The organism is Algoriphagus aurantiacus (assembly GCF_035156405.1).
GTDB lineage: Bacteria > Bacteroidota > Bacteroidia > Cytophagales > Cyclobacteriaceae > Algoriphagus > Algoriphagus aurantiacus.
The window spans coordinates 174,740-190,046 of the sequence record NZ_JAXRUT010000009.1 but is presented as its reverse complement, the minus strand read 5'-3'; the positions used below and the strand labels follow the sequence as shown (position 1 = coordinate 190,046).

Sequence of the window (15,307 nt, the reverse complement as noted above, 5' to 3'; positions counted from 1 at the left end):
TGAGCAAATAAATTTGGCTACTGGCATCATTAAGGATAACCATTTTACCTAGGATAGTTAGCTTTCACAAATGCCTCCGCATTATTATAGCAAAAGTCATCTACCAAAGCTTCTGTATCTTCCCGTGATTTGAGATGAGCAAGATGTTTGGCATTTGGATCTTTTCGTGCTTGCTCGATTTCAAAAATGAGATTATTTGAAAAAAGCTCAAATTCCAAAACAGTAGGATAGTGATCGATAGGATCAATAAGACCTTCGAAATCAGTGCCTAGTGTCATGCATTTCCAGACTTTGGCCTTTTCCGCATCACTGAGTTTCGGATTGTTATACGCAGACTTGGCTATTCCTTCGATATTATCCCAGAGAAGTTCTATTCCATTTCGCTTGGATTTTTTATTCTCTTTGGTGATGCCGAGAATGCGCTGGTCAAAAGAAAGACCGAAAAGACCACCTGTTTTCACGATCATTTCTATGTCCTCCTTGCAGACATTGATATTCCAGGCATTGAATTTTTTGCTTTTATCAGTGAAATCATCTTTTTCCAGATGAAAGCAATCAATATGCTCTTGTAAGGTTTCAACTCCAGAAAATCCACAATGGGAAGCTATCACGGGGATTATATCTCCTTTTGCAAGACAAGGCCGGACAATTTGATCGTAATATTCCTGCCGGCCGCAAGCGCTCATATGCTTGATATCAATAAGTATTCTGTATCCCAGATTTGGATCTTTTTCAAGCTTTTCGTCCAATCCCAATAATTCCAGCACAATTCTTTTCCCATGATCCGTAAAGCCCTCATTCATTTTATCAACTTGATTCAGAAGGATTTTTCCTTTGTCGGGAATAGAGTGGGCATGTCCGCAAAGATTGTTATTGAAGTGATGGGAAAAAGTGATGAAGAAAACTGGGACTTTCCAGTCGTTTTTAATCTCTTGAATGCGTTTAGAAATGTCATCAATAGTGATTTTTCCAGATTCCAGGAGATCCGTTCCCAGCGCATGCGATCCCTCGATGGTAAGGATCATAGTAATCTCATCGTCTTTCTGAAGTGATTCTTCTAAAGTGTTCTTTGAATCAGGGATCAAGTACCGGGCATTTTCAGCCCAAAGTTCGTTTCTGAATTTGGTTACCCGCTTCTTCTCGTTTTCAAAAATCCTCCGCAAAACACCCGTAGTATGGATTTTATTGCTTTCAATGGTTTTTCCCGAATCCATGAGCACAAACTCAAGTTCCCGCTTCAAAGACTCCCAGTAATCATAATTTTTGGATTGGACATAATTGACTGTCACGCGTGGGATACGCATATAAAATGTCTGAATCAGATCCCGAAGAGGCAATTTGTGATGTGTGCTGATTCCGACGGCAATATTCAGCAAGTCACTGCTATTGATTTTGTCCAAGCCCAAAACAAATTGACGTTCAAGGGGATATAAAGAATTGAATGTGAGTCGAACATTTCCATTCCAGGCTTTTACCAGATCGCATTGACTATACGAAGCTCCCATTTTGCCTTTTACATAACCTGTTCTATTGGAAGAAATTACCGTCCAAGGACTGAATTCGTCCTTTTTCTCGTAAGCCTCTCTTTTTTCCTGCATGTGAAGATGTGCCCGCATATGGTTGTGACAGTGCAAATCAGAAAATTTTCTTTTCATAGCCTAAAAATTTGATAAAACAATTGTTCGAATGCTGGCTTAATTTCTTGATTATTAGGATAAAATGCAATGAGAATCAGTACTTCTCTCTTGTTTTTAAAATTGGAGCTAGGTTATCAACTTGAGAAGTTTGATAAATGAGCTATTGAGAAATGGATGTAATTCCCATTCATGTTTATAAGTTAAATTTTTTAGTTCTTCTTGAGAAATAGTCGATTGACTACAGGGCTTATTAAATATCCTCCTGTGTGACACTTGAGTCAAGCCTGGCCTCAGGCAGGCTCGATTTCTTTGTTCTTTTGGCTTGGCCCAAAAGAACCAAAAGGCCAAGACGCCAGCAATCTTCCGCCCTCGTGCTGCGTCGCCCTCCCGATACGCTTCGCTATCGGGACAGGCTAGCGCGCCCTAACAACTAGCAAATCTGCTGATGCGGTATGTGCCTGTATATAATCATCCCCCTGTTTGTTGTCTGCCGTCATGGATATTTCATGTGTTTATAATTTGAGTTTATAGGTCATTACCTGTCCCGAGAATCGGGATGGAATCTCGCATATTTGATAATAATTCCTATGTGTTTCGCGAGTCATGCTCGATTTCATCGCTTAAAAATTTTAAAAAAACTGAAATACTTATTACTAGAACTTTGGCTTAATTTCCTGATGATTAGGATAAAATGCAATGAGTCTTCCCGTTGAATTCTTAAATTCTAGATTGATTGTAGGTTATCAAATTGCGAAGTTTGATAAGTGAGCTATTGAGAAATCGATGCAATTCGCATTTTTAAGAAATAAAGCTTAAACAAACCCGAAACAAACAACTAACCATGTTTAATAGACGCGATTTTATCAAAACATTAGGCCTTACCTCGGTTGGGTATTTTGGACTTCAGGAAACACTTTTAGCCAGTCCTCAGAAGCAAGTTGAATCCAGTCTTTTTAAAGCCATTAGAATAAGAGGAAAGGTGCTGAATGATGGGAAGGGTATTTCCCGAGTGGCAGTTTCAGATGGTCGTTCTGTAGTAGTAACAAATTCCTCAGGTGAGTTTGAATTGGTTTCGGGCTCTGACCGCGACTTTGTATTTATCTCTATTCCTGCCGGGTTTGAGATAAAAAAGCTTGCGAATGGTTCTGCTGATTTTTTCCAAAAAATAGATAAAACAAAAACGGATCAGAATATTGCTTTTGATCTCAGGAGATCTGGCTCAGCTGACGGGAATCATCATTTTTTATTGCTTTCCGATACACAGATTCAGAATGAGTTCGAAGCAAACCAACTGCTGACCGTATCCGCTCCAGACGTGCAGCAAACGATCAAATCACTCAATGATCCAAATCTTTTTGGGATTGGATGTGGTGACTTGGTGTTTGATCATCTGGAATTATTTAAGGAATATAACCAGAGTGTGCAGATGTATGATACGCCATTTTTCCAAGTAATCGGAAACCATGATATGGATTTGGGTGTCAGATCGGATGCATTAAGCAATCAGACATTTAGCAGCCACTTTGGTCCAACTTATTATTCTTGGAATAGAGGAGAAGTACATTACGTGGTCTTGGATGATGTGTTTTACATAGGGAATAAATACATAGGCTACCTTGGCGAGGAGCAATTGGCGTGGCTTGAGCAGGATCTGGCTCATGTGGAGAAGGGAAAAACAGTGGTTGTTGCATTGCATATTCCTACCTACACAGGCGCTGTGACCCGCTATCCCGATCGGGATACAATTGGAGGTACAGTCAGCAACCGGGATCATTTGTATAAGGTTTTGGAGGGGTATAATGCACATTTACTCTCCGGACATACACATTTCAATGATAATATGATCACGGGTCATGTCTATGAACATTGTCATGGAACTGTCTGTGGAGCATGGTGGTCAGGACCTATTTGCTATGATGGCACACCTAATGGCTATGCCGTCTACGAGGCGAAAGGCTCTGAGCTGAAATGGCAATACAAGGGAACTGGCCTGGATATCAATGATCAGTTTAGGGTTTATGACAAAGGATATCACAAAGATTTTCCTGACCAGATGAGTTTGAATTGTTGGAATTATGATCCCGCTTGGGAAATTTCCTGGTTTGAGGATGGTATCAAAAAAGGTGCTCCAGAAAAGATTGTTGCCGTTGATCCATTAAGTGTAGAGTTGCATCTGGGACCTCAACTTCCTCAGCGAAGAGAGTGGGTAGAGCCTCAGTTAAATGATCACATGTTCTTTTTTAACCCTGAGTCAAAAGAGAATCTGGTAGTGGAAGCCAAGGATAGATTTGGAAATGTGTATTCTAAAAAGGTTTAATGTGTCTTCGCTTATCTGGCCGGAAGACAGATGACGGGAGACGGAAGTGGCTTGAGTTTGCCAAGTCTTATGATGCTTTTGTCCCTGTATTAGCAGAAAAGCGAAAACTCCTAAAGTCTAAGAATCTCATTAAGACGGAATAATAGACAGTCTTCTCCTTCTGATTTTCAAATTTTACTGGCATCTTCGAGTGAATGGCCAATCCATCTCAATAGTATGATGCATGAGTAAGAAAAATCAACTGGCGGAGGTCAGCATAGTCCGCAGCCTCTTCACCCTGGCTTGGCCGATTATTATGGCCAATATCCTCCAAACGGCTTATCAGTTAATAGATACGTTTTGGTTAGGAAGGCTAGGCGCTAATGCAGTGGCGGCAGTAAGTATTAGCTTTCCGATATTGTTTTTGGTACTCTCATTGGGAGCGGGATTGACGCTGGCGGGAACAGTAATCGTGTCTCAGTACAAAGGTGCGAATGATAAAAAAATGATAGATTTTACTGCTTCGCAGACTGTCGTAATCGTCTTTTTGATTTCAATTTTTCTGGCTTTTCTAGGATATGTCGCTGCTCGCCCTTTAATGAGTTTGGTAGGAGCTGGGCCTGAGATTTTGAAGGACTCAGTCACTTATTTTCAAGTTTCTTCCTTTGGGTTCGTTTTCCTCTTTATGTTTTTTGTTTTCCAATCCTTAATGAGGGGAATTGGAAATGTGCTATTGCCGATGTACATCGTATTTGGTACTGTGCTTTTAAATTTGGTGCTGGACCCTCTATTTATTTTTGGCTACGGAAGTATTGAAGGATATGGTGTGGCAGGAGCTGCTATCGCCAGCATCATTACTCAGGGTTTATCAGCCGCCGCAGGTCTTTATATTTTATTCAGAGGAAAGCAGGGGATCAAAATCAAGCTGAGCTGCATGAAACTTGAGTTACGCTGGGTGAAACGCATGTTTGAATTGGGAATACCTGCGAGTTTGGAGCAATCCTCAAGAGCGGCAGCCATGACTGTGATGGTGATGCTGGTGACCAGCTATGGAAGTGAAATAGTGGCTGCTTATGGAATTGGAGCTAGAATTCTAAGTTTGGTCATAGTCCCATCCATCGGAATGGGTATCGCTACGACTACACTGGTGGGCCAAAACATAGGTGCAGGTCAGATCAAGAGAGCTGAAAAAATAGGTGATCTGAGCACCAAAATTGCTTTTTTTGGTCTAACAGCAATTGGGTTGATACTATTTCTATTTGCAGAAATCCTGACAGCTTTCTTTGTTCCAAATGATCCTCAAGTGATAAGAGACGGTGCAAAGTTTATTAGAATTATGAGTTTAAGCTTTGGACTACTAGGCGTACAGCAAGTGCTGAATGGTGTATTCAACGGAACGCGTTTTACTCAGGCCTCCATGCTGATTTCGATTTTTAGTCTTTGGATGGTACGCTTTCCGGTTGCTTTTATCCTTTCAACCAAGACAGAACTCAGCTTTGAGGGAATTTGGTGGGCATTTCCAATTTCCAACTTAGTCGCAGCATTGGTTGCATTTTCCTATTACAAAACCGGATACTGGAAGCTACGAACCTTTAGAAATAGAAATGAGTGGATGGAATCTGGCTTAGGATAAAATCCAATGTCACCCCACATAATTCAATCGAAATGAAAATACACTATTGCAAAGACTATCAGGAAATGTCGCTACTGGGAGCAGAGTTAGTGCATGCTGAGCTTGAGATGAAGCCGGACCTTCTTTTCTGTGCGGCAAGCGGAAATTCCCCAGCTGGACTTTATGAGTTGATGGTAGAAAAGCATCAAAATTCACATGGGTTTTTTGACTGGATGAAAGTAATCAAACTTGATGAATGGGTTGGGTTGAGCAATGAGTCAACCTTCACTTCCGAGTATGATATTCAACATAAACTTCTCAAAAAGCTGGGAATTGGAGGCGATCGATACATTTCATTCGAAGTAGAAACTCAGGATCCAGAGGCTGAATGCAAGAGAATTCAGGATGAGATAGCCGATTCGGATGGAATAGACATCTGTATTCTAGGAATTGGAATCAACGGTCACATTGCTCTGAATGAACCGGCGGAATATCTTCAGCCTAATTGCCATGTCGCCAAACTTCATTCTGTAACCTTGGCAAGTGGGATGATTGAGAAAGTTGGGATTCCACTTAACCAAGGTATGACTATGGGAATTGGGAATATCATGGGTTCGAAAATGATCATACTTTTTATCACGGGAAAAGGGAAAAAGCCAGCTTTGGATTTACTACTAGAAGGGAAAATAAGAACAGATTTACCAGCTTCACTTTTATGGCTTCATCCTAATGCTCATGTCATAGTAGATATGAAATCAATGGGAGTAAGTGGTATTTAGTGGTGAAAAGCGACAAAATGTGTCTGATATGCGTTTGTTGATTCTTTATTAACTCAGGCTGTTTTCCAATCATTAGAAATTTTACTTAATTCGGCTTTTCATATTTTTCCTTTTAGCACATGACCTGGCAATTAATCAAAGATGCCCTGCGGGGCAAAGAGCAGGATTTTACCAGTCTCTCCCTCAAAACAGCCATTTTCGTACTAGCCATTCCCATGATCCTGGAGATGATGATGGAGTCTGCCTTTGCCGTGGTGGATATATTCTTTGTAGCTAAGCTAGGTGAGCATGCTATTGCCACGGTTGGGTTGACCGAGTCTGTGATAGTGCTTGTTTATGCGATGGGATTTGGAATCAGTATGGCTGCCACTGCTTTAATTTCAAGAAGATTCGGTGAAAAGGAATACAAGGAGGCTGGAGCAGCTGCTTTTCAATTGCTAATTGTCGGAGGTGTAATTTCAATTATCCTTGGAATTTTGGGGTGGGTATTCGCTCCGGATGTTTTGGGATTGATGGGAGCAGAGGCGGAAGTCATCGAAACTGGTGTGAGTTATACCCGGATTATTTTTGCGGGCAATACTGCTATTATGCTTTTGTTCTTGTTGAATGGAGCGTTCCGGGGAGCTGGACAAGCGCATCATGCTATGCGATCACTGTGGATTGCCAATGGATTGAATATGATCTTGGATCCGATTCTGATTTTTGGAATTGGAAACTGTGCAGGCTATGGATTGGAAGGAGCAGCCATTGCTACTACTTTCGGCAGAGGAATAGGCGTGGTGTATCAATTGTACCATCTTTTTAATGGTAAGCATAAGCTGAAAATTCTTAAGGAAAACATTGTAGTCTCTTGGGAAATCATCAAGAAAATCATGGAGATAGCCGTGGGAGGAATGGGGCAATTCCTGATCGATTCGGTTTCTTGGATAGCACTCACCCGAATGAATGCTGAGTTTGGTTCAGCTTCGTTAGCGGGATTTACTATTGCTTTTAGGATATTGATTTTCACTCTTTTACCTGCTTGGGGATTGTCAGGAGCGGCCTCTACTTTGGTAGGCCAAAATCTAGGAGCCAAGCAACCAGATCGGGCTGAAAAAGCAGTTTGGATGACGACTAGATACACCGTGATTTTCATGGCTTCGGTGACAGGTATTTATTTATTATTCAATCAACAGTTAGCTGGTTTCTTTACCGATATTCCAGAGGTTCAGGCAGTGGCTGCGCAAGGGCTTTGGGTAGTCGTTTTAGGCTATGTTTTCTTCGCGGTCGGAATGGTGTTGACTCAGGCTTTCAATGGTGCCGGTGATACTAAAACTCCAGCCTGGATAAATATAGGTGTGCTTTGGTTTATCGAGATTCCGCTTGCTTATGTGCTCGCTTTCCCTTTCGGATTAGCTCATTTGGGAATATTCATCTCTATCTCATTTAGCCATAGTTTTCATTCCTTGGTCTCTCTTTATTTCTTCCGAAAGGGCAAATGGAAACTAACGGAGGTATAATGAACAGACTTCAAGTCACAATATTTTATTAAATTAAGTGCTTGTAAATGATTAGGTTATCATGATGCAGTCCGAGGTAGATATTCTAGAAAAATTAACGGAAGCATTAAGCGCTGATGGAGTTTCACCAATTCCAGACAGCAAACTTTTGCTTGAAAGAATTAGAGCCCGGATGCAGGTAATTCAATCACTCAAATCTACTGGTATTGAAGTACTAGTTCCTCAAATTGGTACCGCTACTTCCCCTGTTTGCTTTGCGACCAGCGAAGAAGTACAGGCAGCTTACAAGACTGAAAACAGCGCTTTGGAGCAAATTGACGGATGTATTGATCGATTGATTATGTCTCAGGAATCTTAATTTTCCATTCCACTGATTGAAGAATATTATAAGTTTTTAATCATATAATTTAACCCTAAACACTATGACAACAATAAACACGTACTTGACTTTTGAAGGTAATTGTGAAAATGCCTTCAATTTTTATCGCTCAGTTTTTGGAGGCGAGTTTGCCCATGTAGGTAGATTCTCGGACATGCCAGATGATCCCAATTATCCTGTTGCTGATGAGTTTCGAAATCAAATCATGCACATTAGTTTACCAATCAGTAAGGAATGTGTTCTGATGGGAAGTGATACAGCCGGACATGGTGGACCACTGACTGTTGGTAATAATTTCTCTATTTCCATAAGCACCGATTCCAAGGAAAAAGCGGATACTTTCTTTGAGAAGCTATCCGCTGAAGGTAGTGTGACCATGCCTATGGATAATACTTTCTGGGGCGATTATTTCGGGATGGTGACTGATCGATTTGGGATAAATTGGATGATCGGTTTTGCTCAGAATCAGCATCAAGCTTAAACAAACTGACTTATAGAACAGCCGGGAACTCACATTTCCGGCTGTTTTATTTTTAACCCGGACTATGCATTGTGCTCTCCTGCGTATCCCAATAGCTACTGGGACTCTGTGTCCACCGCGGTTAAAGACTTCTCTAAAAAAAGCCTAATTTTAAACTTTCAACCAAGAATTAGTAAGCTCCATGACCAATAATGACGTAGCCCGTAGCCTTCGCTATACTTTTGACTTCAATGATTTCACAATGATAGAAATCATCAAATCAGGAGGGGAAACGGTAGATCGGGAATTGGTCGCCAACTGGCTCAAGCGGGATGATGAACCGGAGTTTGAAGAGATGTATGATAAAGAATTGGCGACTTTTTTGAATGGATTAATCATACTCAAGCGTGGCAAAAAAGATGGTGATCAGCCTGTCGCAGAGAAAAGATTAAACAACAATATCATTCTCCGTAAGCTCAAAATAGCTTTAAATCTTCGTGATGAGGATATATTGGAAATACTGGAATCTGTAGACAGAACCATCAGCAAGCATGAATTGAGTGCATTTTTCAGAAAGCCAGGCCAAGCTCAATTTCGTCCTTGTAAAGACCAGATCTTAAGGAATTTCCTAAAAGGACTACAGGAGAAATACCGCCCTTCCGAGTGATTAATCCTCAATAAAAACATCAACTACCCTTCCTACTTCACCAGTATCGAGCATTACTTTGATACCATGCGGATGCGTGGGAGAGGAGGTTAGAATTCTCTTCACAAAGCCTTCCGTAAGTTCCCCTGTCCGCTGATGGTGTTTCTGTACAATTGTGACTTCGCTATCGATTTGTATATTTTTCCGGATACTTCCCGGTAAAGTTTTCTTTTCCATGAGGTATAATTTCTTAAATGAAAGTTCAATTTATTGATGACTTTGATCCTAAAATAGTTTTAACCAGTTCTTTAAGTTGTAGCGTTTTGTCAGGTATTTCCGTTTTAAATTAACGTGTTGATTTTCTTTTTGTTAATCACATATTTCTTCTGCCCTAATCTCTTTCCATATGAAAACAAATGTATTGTGTTTTTTACTTCTTGCAATTCTGGTCCTTTCCTGCAATAATGAAGATAAGAATCCGGATAAAACACTGATTGGAACTTGGGAATTAGTAACTAAAGGTTCAGAATTTGATGGTGCAAGTACTTTTGAAATCAGTACTGATGGATCTATCAAAGGAATGAATACTATCAGAAAAAAAGGCTCTCGCGAGGTTTTAGGGTATCAGAGCGTATTTTCAGGAACTTATAGTATTGAAGGGTCTAATCTAATAATTATAAAAAATGAGGCTGCTTACTTGACTAATCCTGATTTTGACTACGTAGATAAGGAGGATTTAACCAGTATTGAAGACTATTTAGACCATGAGAGATATACTATAAATGATACCTATTCAAAGTTATATTATAGCTGTGCTCCCAACGAGCTTTGCTCTCCCCCAAAACCATATTTAAAAATCAAATAAACTCTTCAAAAAGTATCGTGCTATGATGAATAAAAAACTTTTCTCACTAATCGCTATTGCTTTTTTTCTCTTCAGTTGCAAAGACGATGACGAAGTTAACCCTGAAGTTTTGACTCAGAATCAGTGGCAAAATGTCGTAGAAAACACAAGCGCAGATCGACCGTATGAGTATGTATTTTCCATTGAATTTGAACCAAATGGAAAAGTGTATTCCGAAGCCTTTTTCAGAGACTTGGAAACAAATGAATTGATTGGATTTAGAGAATATTTAACCGGAAGCTTTCAAATCATTAACGGGAATATAATGGTGTCTATATTAGAACTTTATACGATCCAAGGAAGTGATGATATGTATCTAGACAAGGAGGAGCTAAGTATAGTCGATGGAGAAAATCTGTCTAGAGTATTTGAGCTTAGAAATAAGAACACAGAGTTACATACCATTATGCCATTGTATGCAAGCTCGTTGGGCATAATTTATTATAGGGTGGATTAAAAAGTGTTTTGTGTTTTAGCTTACAAAAAAAGGGGCAGTTTTCTTAATAAGAATCTGCCCCTTTTTAGTTGGTTTAATTTTCGAAGCTCAACTTAATTTTCCTGTGGAATATTAAATAGAAGAGCTATCAAATCCTTTGGTGTATGCACCGTGCCTAGTTTCTCATCTTGAAAAATAACCTGCAACTGATATTCAAGCTCGAAAATCAGACCATTGATAAATACAGGATCCATATGCAATTGTTCAATAAAGTCAGCGTTCTTCTGCTGGCCAATCAGTGTAATACCATAGGAATGGAAGACTTCGATGGCTTTTTTTAGTAATGTAAATTGTTGGTTCATAGTAGTTGTCTTTTAAAGAGTAAAGAAAAATTCAACATGGTATTTTAAAACTTGCCGTCAATGAGAACGTGAAATCAAATACTTAGTTCCAAAGTACTTGATTAAAACGTCATTGCTTTTAAATTTGCTACAGACAAGCCAATAATTAACAATAAATAGGAATGTTAATTTAACTTATTAATCCCTTGACTGCTAGCAAAGTCTGAGACTTTTTTAGGATGTACGATGGTGGTAGGTATGGTGGATTAGGGGAAAAATCAAGAGTTTTGCATCGTTGAAAATTCGCTATGAATTCTCAGTTTCTTTGATAGCTTCACTGTCCCATGTATGATCATTCATTGAAAACTTGCGCATCAATTCCCCGGATAACAGACTTTCCTGCATTTCTATTTGCTGGCGGCTTTTGGAAATATACTCTTCTTTATTGTCTTTGAAATTCACCAATACCTTTAATGCACTTTCGTCATACTCCCGAAATTGCTTGGCCAACCGATTTACAGTGTGTGCTCTGAAACCTAACTTTTTCAAAACATCTTCACCCATGCGGATAGATGTATCTAGATGCTCTCTATAAATATTTTTCACTCCCATTTCCATCAGTTCAAAAGCATCGTATCTGTTTTTGGCGCGAATCATGACTTCCAGATGCGGAAATTCTTCTTTACATAGTTCTACAAGTTTCAGACTATATTCTGTATTATCCAGGGCTGAGATTAGGATTGAAGCATCTTCAGCACCTGCGGAGTGAAGGAGTTCTCCCCGTGTACCATCTCCGAAATAAACTTTGAAACCCATCTTCCTAAGGTATTCCACCCGATCAGGATCAGCATCCAGGATAGTAGCTTCTACGCCATTTGCTCTTAAAAAACGTCCAAGAGTAGATCCGAAATGCCCAAAACCCACAAGTATAACTTTGTTATGCTCATCGATACTGTCCATTTCTTTTTCAATGACCTTACGAGATTTATTGATAGCTGGAATGATGACTTTATCTAGAAGTACAATCAGAATAGGAGTGATGGTCATACTCAAAGCCGTTACGGCCATAAGTGTGTCTGAGATAGATTGATCAAAAATGCCAAGCTGAAGTGCGAAAGCATAGGTGACAAACGAAAACTCACCAACCTGAGAAAGTCCAATCGCAAAGCTTAGATTATTCGATAATCTCAGCTTCTTGGTTTTGCCTATAATCAGTAGAATGATAGTTTTTAGTACAATGACCCCGAGTGTTAAAGAAATTAGGGTTGAAGCATTATTAAAAATCAAGCTGAAATTAATTGTGGAACCAACTGCCATGAAGAAAAGACCAAGAAGTAAGCCTTTAAACGGTTCTAAATCAGATTCAAGTGCATGTTTGTACGGGGAATTGGCAAGAATGACTCCGGCTAAAAAGGCTCCTAAGGCAGGGCTTAATCCAACTAGCTCCATCAAGAACGATATTCCTACTACGATCAGTAAAGCAGACGCGGTGAACAACTCCCGTAATCTACTTTTCGCAACCCAGTTCAGCAGTGGGCCAAAGCCAAATTGTCCGAGGAGAACTACAACTCCGATAGCTCCGAAAATAGATAAAGTCTGTGCCCAGCCGGGTAAACTGTCAATTAAGCCGTGCATGCCTGAAGTTTCGGCTGATGGGACAGGACTTCCAGTGATCAGAAGTGGTAAAAGAGCCAGAATCGGAATTACGGCAATGTCTTGCATCAGTAAGACCCCAAATGAAAGTTTGCCATTAGGACTATTCATTTGATTTTTCTCCTTGAGAGATTGCAATACAATAGCCGTAGATGACAGTGCCATCGAAAGACCAATGGCGAGGGATATTTGCCACGAGACATCTAGTAGAATACCGATACCGAAAATCAATGCTGCAGTAACCAAGACTTGACTCAATCCGATTTGTACGATCAGTTGACGCATTTTCCACAGGTTTTTTGGCTCTAATTCCAAACCAATCAGAAACAGCATCATTACTACACCAAACTCCGTGGCATGCATGATATCTTGACCCTGGCCTTCATTTGTGATAAAGCCAAGCAAATAAGGACCAATAAGAATCCCGGCAAACAAATAGCCCAAGACAGAACCCATACCAAGTTTTTTGGCAATGGGGACGCACACAATTGCAGCTAAGATATATAAGATGGCATTTGCCAAAAATCCATTCATAAGCTCAATTTTTAGCGGTTGTGGTAACTATTGAGATCCGGCTCATCTCGAAAACAAAGCAGCAATTCTTTGTAAGATTTCGCTTTTTCACGTAATTCAGTCGCTGTGATTTTATGTGTTCCTGCTACGTGAAAAGGAGGTAAATAGGTCATATTACAGAGTCTGGCTGTTTGTTCAAATGGGCGAAGGAAGTCTTCAATTTTGTAATTATTTCTACCATCATGTTGGTAGGCTTCTTGGGATCCTCCTGTGGTGATCGAAGTGACCACATATTTCCCCTTGAGATATATTCCACCAGGTCCATAAGCCCAACCAAATTCCAATACCAAATCCATCCACTGCTTCATAAGTGGGGGGCAGGAATACCAATAAATAGGATGATGCCAGATGACTACTTCAGCTTCGAAAAGTGCTTCCTGCTCTGCCTGTATGGAGATATTGAAATCGGGATATAATTCATATAAATCCCTGATTTCCACATTTTCCAATCCTGTGATAGCCTGGATCAAAGCTTGATTTACCTCAGAATGCTCAAATTTTGGGTGAGCAAAGAGAACGAGTAGTTTACGCATGAATCTAGGCTTTAGCCTTGGAAATTAATTTTCTTGTGCGAGCCATCGCAAAAGGGTTTATTTTGGCTGGACCCGCATCTGCAGAAGGCTGAAACCTTACTTTGATTTTTGATATGGCCATTCGGAAGTTTGACTTGGAGATTTCCATAGACCATCAGCGGCCCATTGGGAACTACTTCTACCAATTGTTCTGACATCACATCGCCTATACTTTTTTCCTTCTGCTCTTCAAAATAATAACCCAGCGCACCACTTGGGCAATTATCTATTTGCTTGACTATAACTTCTGTATTGGCCCCTTCGGCATTGACCCAGGGCCTCTTTTCAAAATCAAAAACCGAATGCAACCCCTTAACACAATTCGTGGAATGTATGCATTTGTGAGGTTCCCATGTGATAGTTACTTCACCATTAGAATATTCTTTATGAATTAGATTATCTGACATAGCTTTTCTTTAGTTTAACCTTATAATAATATTACAAAATATTCAACTTTGAATTAAATATAAGGGGATAGAATAAGGAAAAGACCCAGTTGCCAAACCGGGTCTTCTAAAAATAAGTCAAAACAATAGATCTGTTTTTGCTTAGGAGAAATACCTTTTTACTCCTTGCAGCTATGCTTAATCTTTAAGATTACTTTCCAATATTTTTTGCCATTTTTCAGCTATACCGCGTTCTCCAGCCACATCAGTGAATAATTCTCCATCGAAGATTTCAATTGTTTTGGGAGAATGTGATGTGTCTTTGAAATGAAATTGTAAGGCTAGAAAATCTAGGATGTAGCGCTTCTCTTTGCCGACTTGAACCTTGCGGATTTTTTCTTGAATACTGACTTTATTAACATCTTTCAGGTCTATGAGACTTTGCTCTGGATAGCTTCCAAATCTATGATAAACCAACTTTTTGTGTTGTTTATCCAATCCCAAGTGGTAGTGATTTCTCCAGCGCTCATGCTGGGTAGGAGTGATATTGTTAGTCGAGGAAAACTCTTCGAAAGAGGCGAGATTCCCACTGCTTATTTTTTTGAGTTTATAACTGTAATAGACAAATGGTGAAGCAGTAGCCACCATAGCAAAGGACATCACAGCAAGTGTGACAGAATCAATTGAGATCATAGTAATATGGTTAAAGTGAATAGAAATTTGTGCGATTCTAGACCGCAGAGAGAAGTTCTATTCTACTTTACCATGTGTAGAAAAAATGTAAAAAGGTATCCTTTACATCGAAAAGTGGAATTGATTTTTTGAAAAATGAAGAGGATAAATAGACTTTTCCAGGATGTAGCAGATCAAAATACCAATTTGGGTTAAGCTTGGCATTTAAGCTCCAATCAACTTTAAAATCAGGAATTTCTACTAGTTCTGGGCTAGCATTTAATTGAATGTTTATATGCTGTACATGATTCGAAACAGAATCATGAGAAAAATCATTGATAGCAAAATCAGTGCTGACTGGAAATGCTAAAACAGCCCCAAACCATAAGACCCAACTGAGGGAAAATAGTACGATTGAAAGCTGATTTTTCATTTTTAAGTAACTTAACATACTAAGTTAAA

General features: G+C 39.7%; 17 protein-coding genes. 9 read left to right on the top strand and 8 right to left on the bottom strand.

Annotated features, from left to right (window positions below; translation table 11 throughout):
• Window positions 1-44 precede the first annotated feature (44 nt).
• Entirely contained in the window at window positions 45-1,655 is a 1,611-nt protein-coding gene (locus tag SYJ56_RS11510) for an amidohydrolase family protein (RefSeq protein WP_323834244.1), read from the bottom strand.
• 823 nt (window positions 1,656-2,478) lie between these two features.
• Between SYJ56_RS11510 and SYJ56_RS11505 the strand changes: the two genes are divergently transcribed.
• The 7 genes from SYJ56_RS11505 to SYJ56_RS11475 all read left to right on the top strand — a co-directional run bounded on the left by SYJ56_RS11505 (window position 2,479) and on the right by SYJ56_RS11475 (window position 9,329).
• Window positions 2,479-3,954 carry a calcineurin-like phosphoesterase family protein gene (locus SYJ56_RS11505; RefSeq protein WP_323834243.1) on the top strand — a complete coding sequence of 492 codons (1,476 nt, stop codon included), beginning with the start codon at window positions 2,479-2,481 and terminating at the stop codon, window positions 3,952-3,954.
• Between the two features lie 223 nt (window positions 3,955-4,177).
• Window positions 4,178-5,566 carry an MATE family efflux transporter gene (locus SYJ56_RS11500; RefSeq protein ID WP_323834242.1) on the top strand — a complete coding sequence of 463 codons (1,389 nt, stop codon included), beginning with the start codon at window positions 4,178-4,180 and terminating at the stop codon, window positions 5,564-5,566.
• A 32-nt stretch (window positions 5,567-5,598) separates the two neighbouring features.
• On the top strand, window positions 5,599-6,324 hold the full coding sequence (locus SYJ56_RS11495; protein WP_323834241.1) for a 6-phosphogluconolactonase: 726 nt from the start codon (window positions 5,599-5,601) through the stop codon (window positions 6,322-6,324).
• Window positions 6,325-6,443: 119 nt separating this feature from the next.
• Window positions 6,444-7,823 carry an MATE family efflux transporter gene (locus SYJ56_RS11490; RefSeq protein WP_323834240.1) on the top strand — a complete coding sequence of 460 codons (1,380 nt, stop codon included), beginning with the start codon at window positions 6,444-6,446 and terminating at the stop codon, window positions 7,821-7,823.
• Window positions 7,824-7,884: 61 nt separating this feature from the next.
• Window positions 7,885-8,181 carry a hypothetical protein gene (locus SYJ56_RS11485; RefSeq protein WP_323834239.1) on the top strand — a complete coding sequence of 99 codons (297 nt, stop codon included), beginning with the start codon at window positions 7,885-7,887 and terminating at the stop codon, window positions 8,179-8,181.
• A gap of 64 nt (window positions 8,182-8,245) precedes the next feature.
• Window positions 8,246-8,683 carry a VOC family protein gene (locus SYJ56_RS11480; protein WP_323834238.1) on the top strand — a complete coding sequence of 146 codons (438 nt, stop codon included), beginning with the start codon at window positions 8,246-8,248 and terminating at the stop codon, window positions 8,681-8,683.
• Between the two features lie 181 nt (window positions 8,684-8,864).
• Window positions 8,865-9,329: a YehS family protein gene (locus tag SYJ56_RS11475; protein WP_323834237.1), complete on the top strand. Its 465-nt coding sequence runs from the start codon at window positions 8,865-8,867 to the stop codon at window positions 9,327-9,329.
• Here SYJ56_RS11475 and SYJ56_RS11470 read toward each other — a convergent pair whose 3' ends face one another.
• On the bottom strand, window positions 9,330-9,545 hold the full coding sequence (locus tag SYJ56_RS11470; protein WP_323834236.1) for a YwbE family protein: 216 nt from the start codon (window positions 9,543-9,545) through the stop codon (window positions 9,330-9,332). It abuts the gene before it with no gap.
• A 169-nt stretch (window positions 9,546-9,714) separates the two neighbouring features.
• On the opposite strand from SYJ56_RS11470, the gene SYJ56_RS11465 reads away from it, so the two are divergent.
• Window positions 9,715-10,173, top strand: coding sequence for a hypothetical protein (locus SYJ56_RS11465; protein ID WP_323834235.1), 459 nt, complete (start codon window positions 9,715-9,717; stop codon window positions 10,171-10,173).
• 22 nt (window positions 10,174-10,195) lie between these two features.
• Window positions 10,196-10,669: a hypothetical protein gene (locus tag SYJ56_RS11460; RefSeq protein ID WP_323834234.1), complete on the top strand. Its 474-nt coding sequence runs from the start codon at window positions 10,196-10,198 to the stop codon at window positions 10,667-10,669.
• A gap of 92 nt (window positions 10,670-10,761) precedes the next feature.
• Here SYJ56_RS11460 and SYJ56_RS11455 read toward each other — a convergent pair whose 3' ends face one another.
• The 6 genes from SYJ56_RS11455 to SYJ56_RS11430 all read right to left on the bottom strand — a co-directional run bounded on the left by SYJ56_RS11455 (window position 10,762) and on the right by SYJ56_RS11430 (window position 15,278).
• The gene (locus SYJ56_RS11455) at window positions 10,762-11,010 is read right to left on the bottom strand and encodes an acyl carrier protein (protein ID WP_323834233.1); all 249 of its coding nucleotides are present in this window, start codon (window positions 11,008-11,010) and stop codon (window positions 10,762-10,764) included.
• 285 nt (window positions 11,011-11,295) lie between these two features.
• Complete coding sequence (locus SYJ56_RS11450) at window positions 11,296-13,176, bottom strand: monovalent cation:proton antiporter-2 (CPA2) family protein (RefSeq protein WP_323834232.1); 1,881 nt, start codon at window positions 13,174-13,176, stop codon at window positions 11,296-11,298.
• An 11-nt stretch (window positions 13,177-13,187) separates the two neighbouring features.
• The gene (gene kefF, locus SYJ56_RS11445; protein ID WP_323834231.1) at window positions 13,188-13,748 is read right to left on the bottom strand and encodes a glutathione-regulated potassium-efflux system oxidoreductase KefF; all 561 of its coding nucleotides are present in this window, start codon (window positions 13,746-13,748) and stop codon (window positions 13,188-13,190) included.
• 11 nt (window positions 13,749-13,759) lie between these two features.
• On the bottom strand, window positions 13,760-14,194 hold the full coding sequence (locus SYJ56_RS11440) for a (4Fe-4S)-binding protein (protein ID WP_323834230.1): 435 nt from the start codon (window positions 14,192-14,194) through the stop codon (window positions 13,760-13,762).
• 177 nt (window positions 14,195-14,371) lie between these two features.
• Window positions 14,372-14,866 carry a hypothetical protein gene (locus SYJ56_RS11435; protein WP_323834229.1) on the bottom strand — a complete coding sequence of 165 codons (495 nt, stop codon included), beginning with the start codon at window positions 14,864-14,866 and terminating at the stop codon, window positions 14,372-14,374.
• A 67-nt stretch (window positions 14,867-14,933) separates the two neighbouring features.
• Window positions 14,934-15,278 (bottom strand): hypothetical protein, encoded by a 345-nt coding sequence (locus SYJ56_RS11430; protein ID WP_323834228.1) that lies wholly within the window; start codon window positions 15,276-15,278, stop codon window positions 14,934-14,936.
• Between the last annotated feature and the right edge of the window lie 29 nt (window positions 15,279-15,307).

Bases quoted from the DNA above. Each gene is read 5' to 3' on its own strand.
- SYJ56_RS11510 (WP_323834244.1), bottom strand. From the start codon at position 1,655: ATGAAAAGAAAATTTTCTGATTTGCACTGTCACAACCATATGCGGGCA.
- SYJ56_RS11505 (WP_323834243.1), top strand. From the start codon at position 2,479: ATGTTTAATAGACGCGATTTTATCAAAACATTAGGCCTTACCTCGGTT.
- SYJ56_RS11500 (WP_323834242.1), top strand. From the start codon at position 4,178: ATGAGTAAGAAAAATCAACTGGCGGAGGTCAGCATAGTCCGCAGCCTC.
- SYJ56_RS11495 (WP_323834241.1), top strand. From the start codon at position 5,599: ATGAAAATACACTATTGCAAAGACTATCAGGAAATGTCGCTACTGGGA.
- SYJ56_RS11490 (WP_323834240.1), top strand. From the start codon at position 6,444: ATGACCTGGCAATTAATCAAAGATGCCCTGCGGGGCAAAGAGCAGGAT.
- SYJ56_RS11485 (WP_323834239.1), top strand. From the start codon at position 7,885: ATGATGCAGTCCGAGGTAGATATTCTAGAAAAATTAACGGAAGCATTA.
- SYJ56_RS11480 (WP_323834238.1), top strand. From the start codon at position 8,246: ATGACAACAATAAACACGTACTTGACTTTTGAAGGTAATTGTGAAAAT.
- SYJ56_RS11475 (WP_323834237.1), top strand. From the start codon at position 8,865: ATGACCAATAATGACGTAGCCCGTAGCCTTCGCTATACTTTTGACTTC.
- SYJ56_RS11470 (WP_323834236.1), bottom strand. From the start codon at position 9,545: ATGGAAAAGAAAACTTTACCGGGAAGTATCCGGAAAAATATACAAATC.
- SYJ56_RS11465 (WP_323834235.1), top strand. From the start codon at position 9,715: ATGAAAACAAATGTATTGTGTTTTTTACTTCTTGCAATTCTGGTCCTT.
- SYJ56_RS11460 (WP_323834234.1), top strand. From the start codon at position 10,196: ATGATGAATAAAAAACTTTTCTCACTAATCGCTATTGCTTTTTTTCTC.
- SYJ56_RS11455 (WP_323834233.1), bottom strand. From the start codon at position 11,010: ATGAACCAACAATTTACATTACTAAAAAAAGCCATCGAAGTCTTCCAT.
- SYJ56_RS11450 (WP_323834232.1), bottom strand. From the start codon at position 13,176: ATGAATGGATTTTTGGCAAATGCCATCTTATATATCTTAGCTGCAATT.
- kefF (WP_323834231.1), bottom strand. From the start codon at position 13,748: ATGCGTAAACTACTCGTTCTCTTTGCTCACCCAAAATTTGAGCATTCT.
- SYJ56_RS11440 (WP_323834230.1), bottom strand. From the start codon at position 14,194: ATGTCAGATAATCTAATTCATAAAGAATATTCTAATGGTGAAGTAACT.
- SYJ56_RS11435 (WP_323834229.1), bottom strand. From the start codon at position 14,866: ATGATCTCAATTGATTCTGTCACACTTGCTGTGATGTCCTTTGCTATG.
- SYJ56_RS11430 (WP_323834228.1), bottom strand. From the start codon at position 15,278: ATGAAAAATCAGCTTTCAATCGTACTATTTTCCCTCAGTTGGGTCTTA.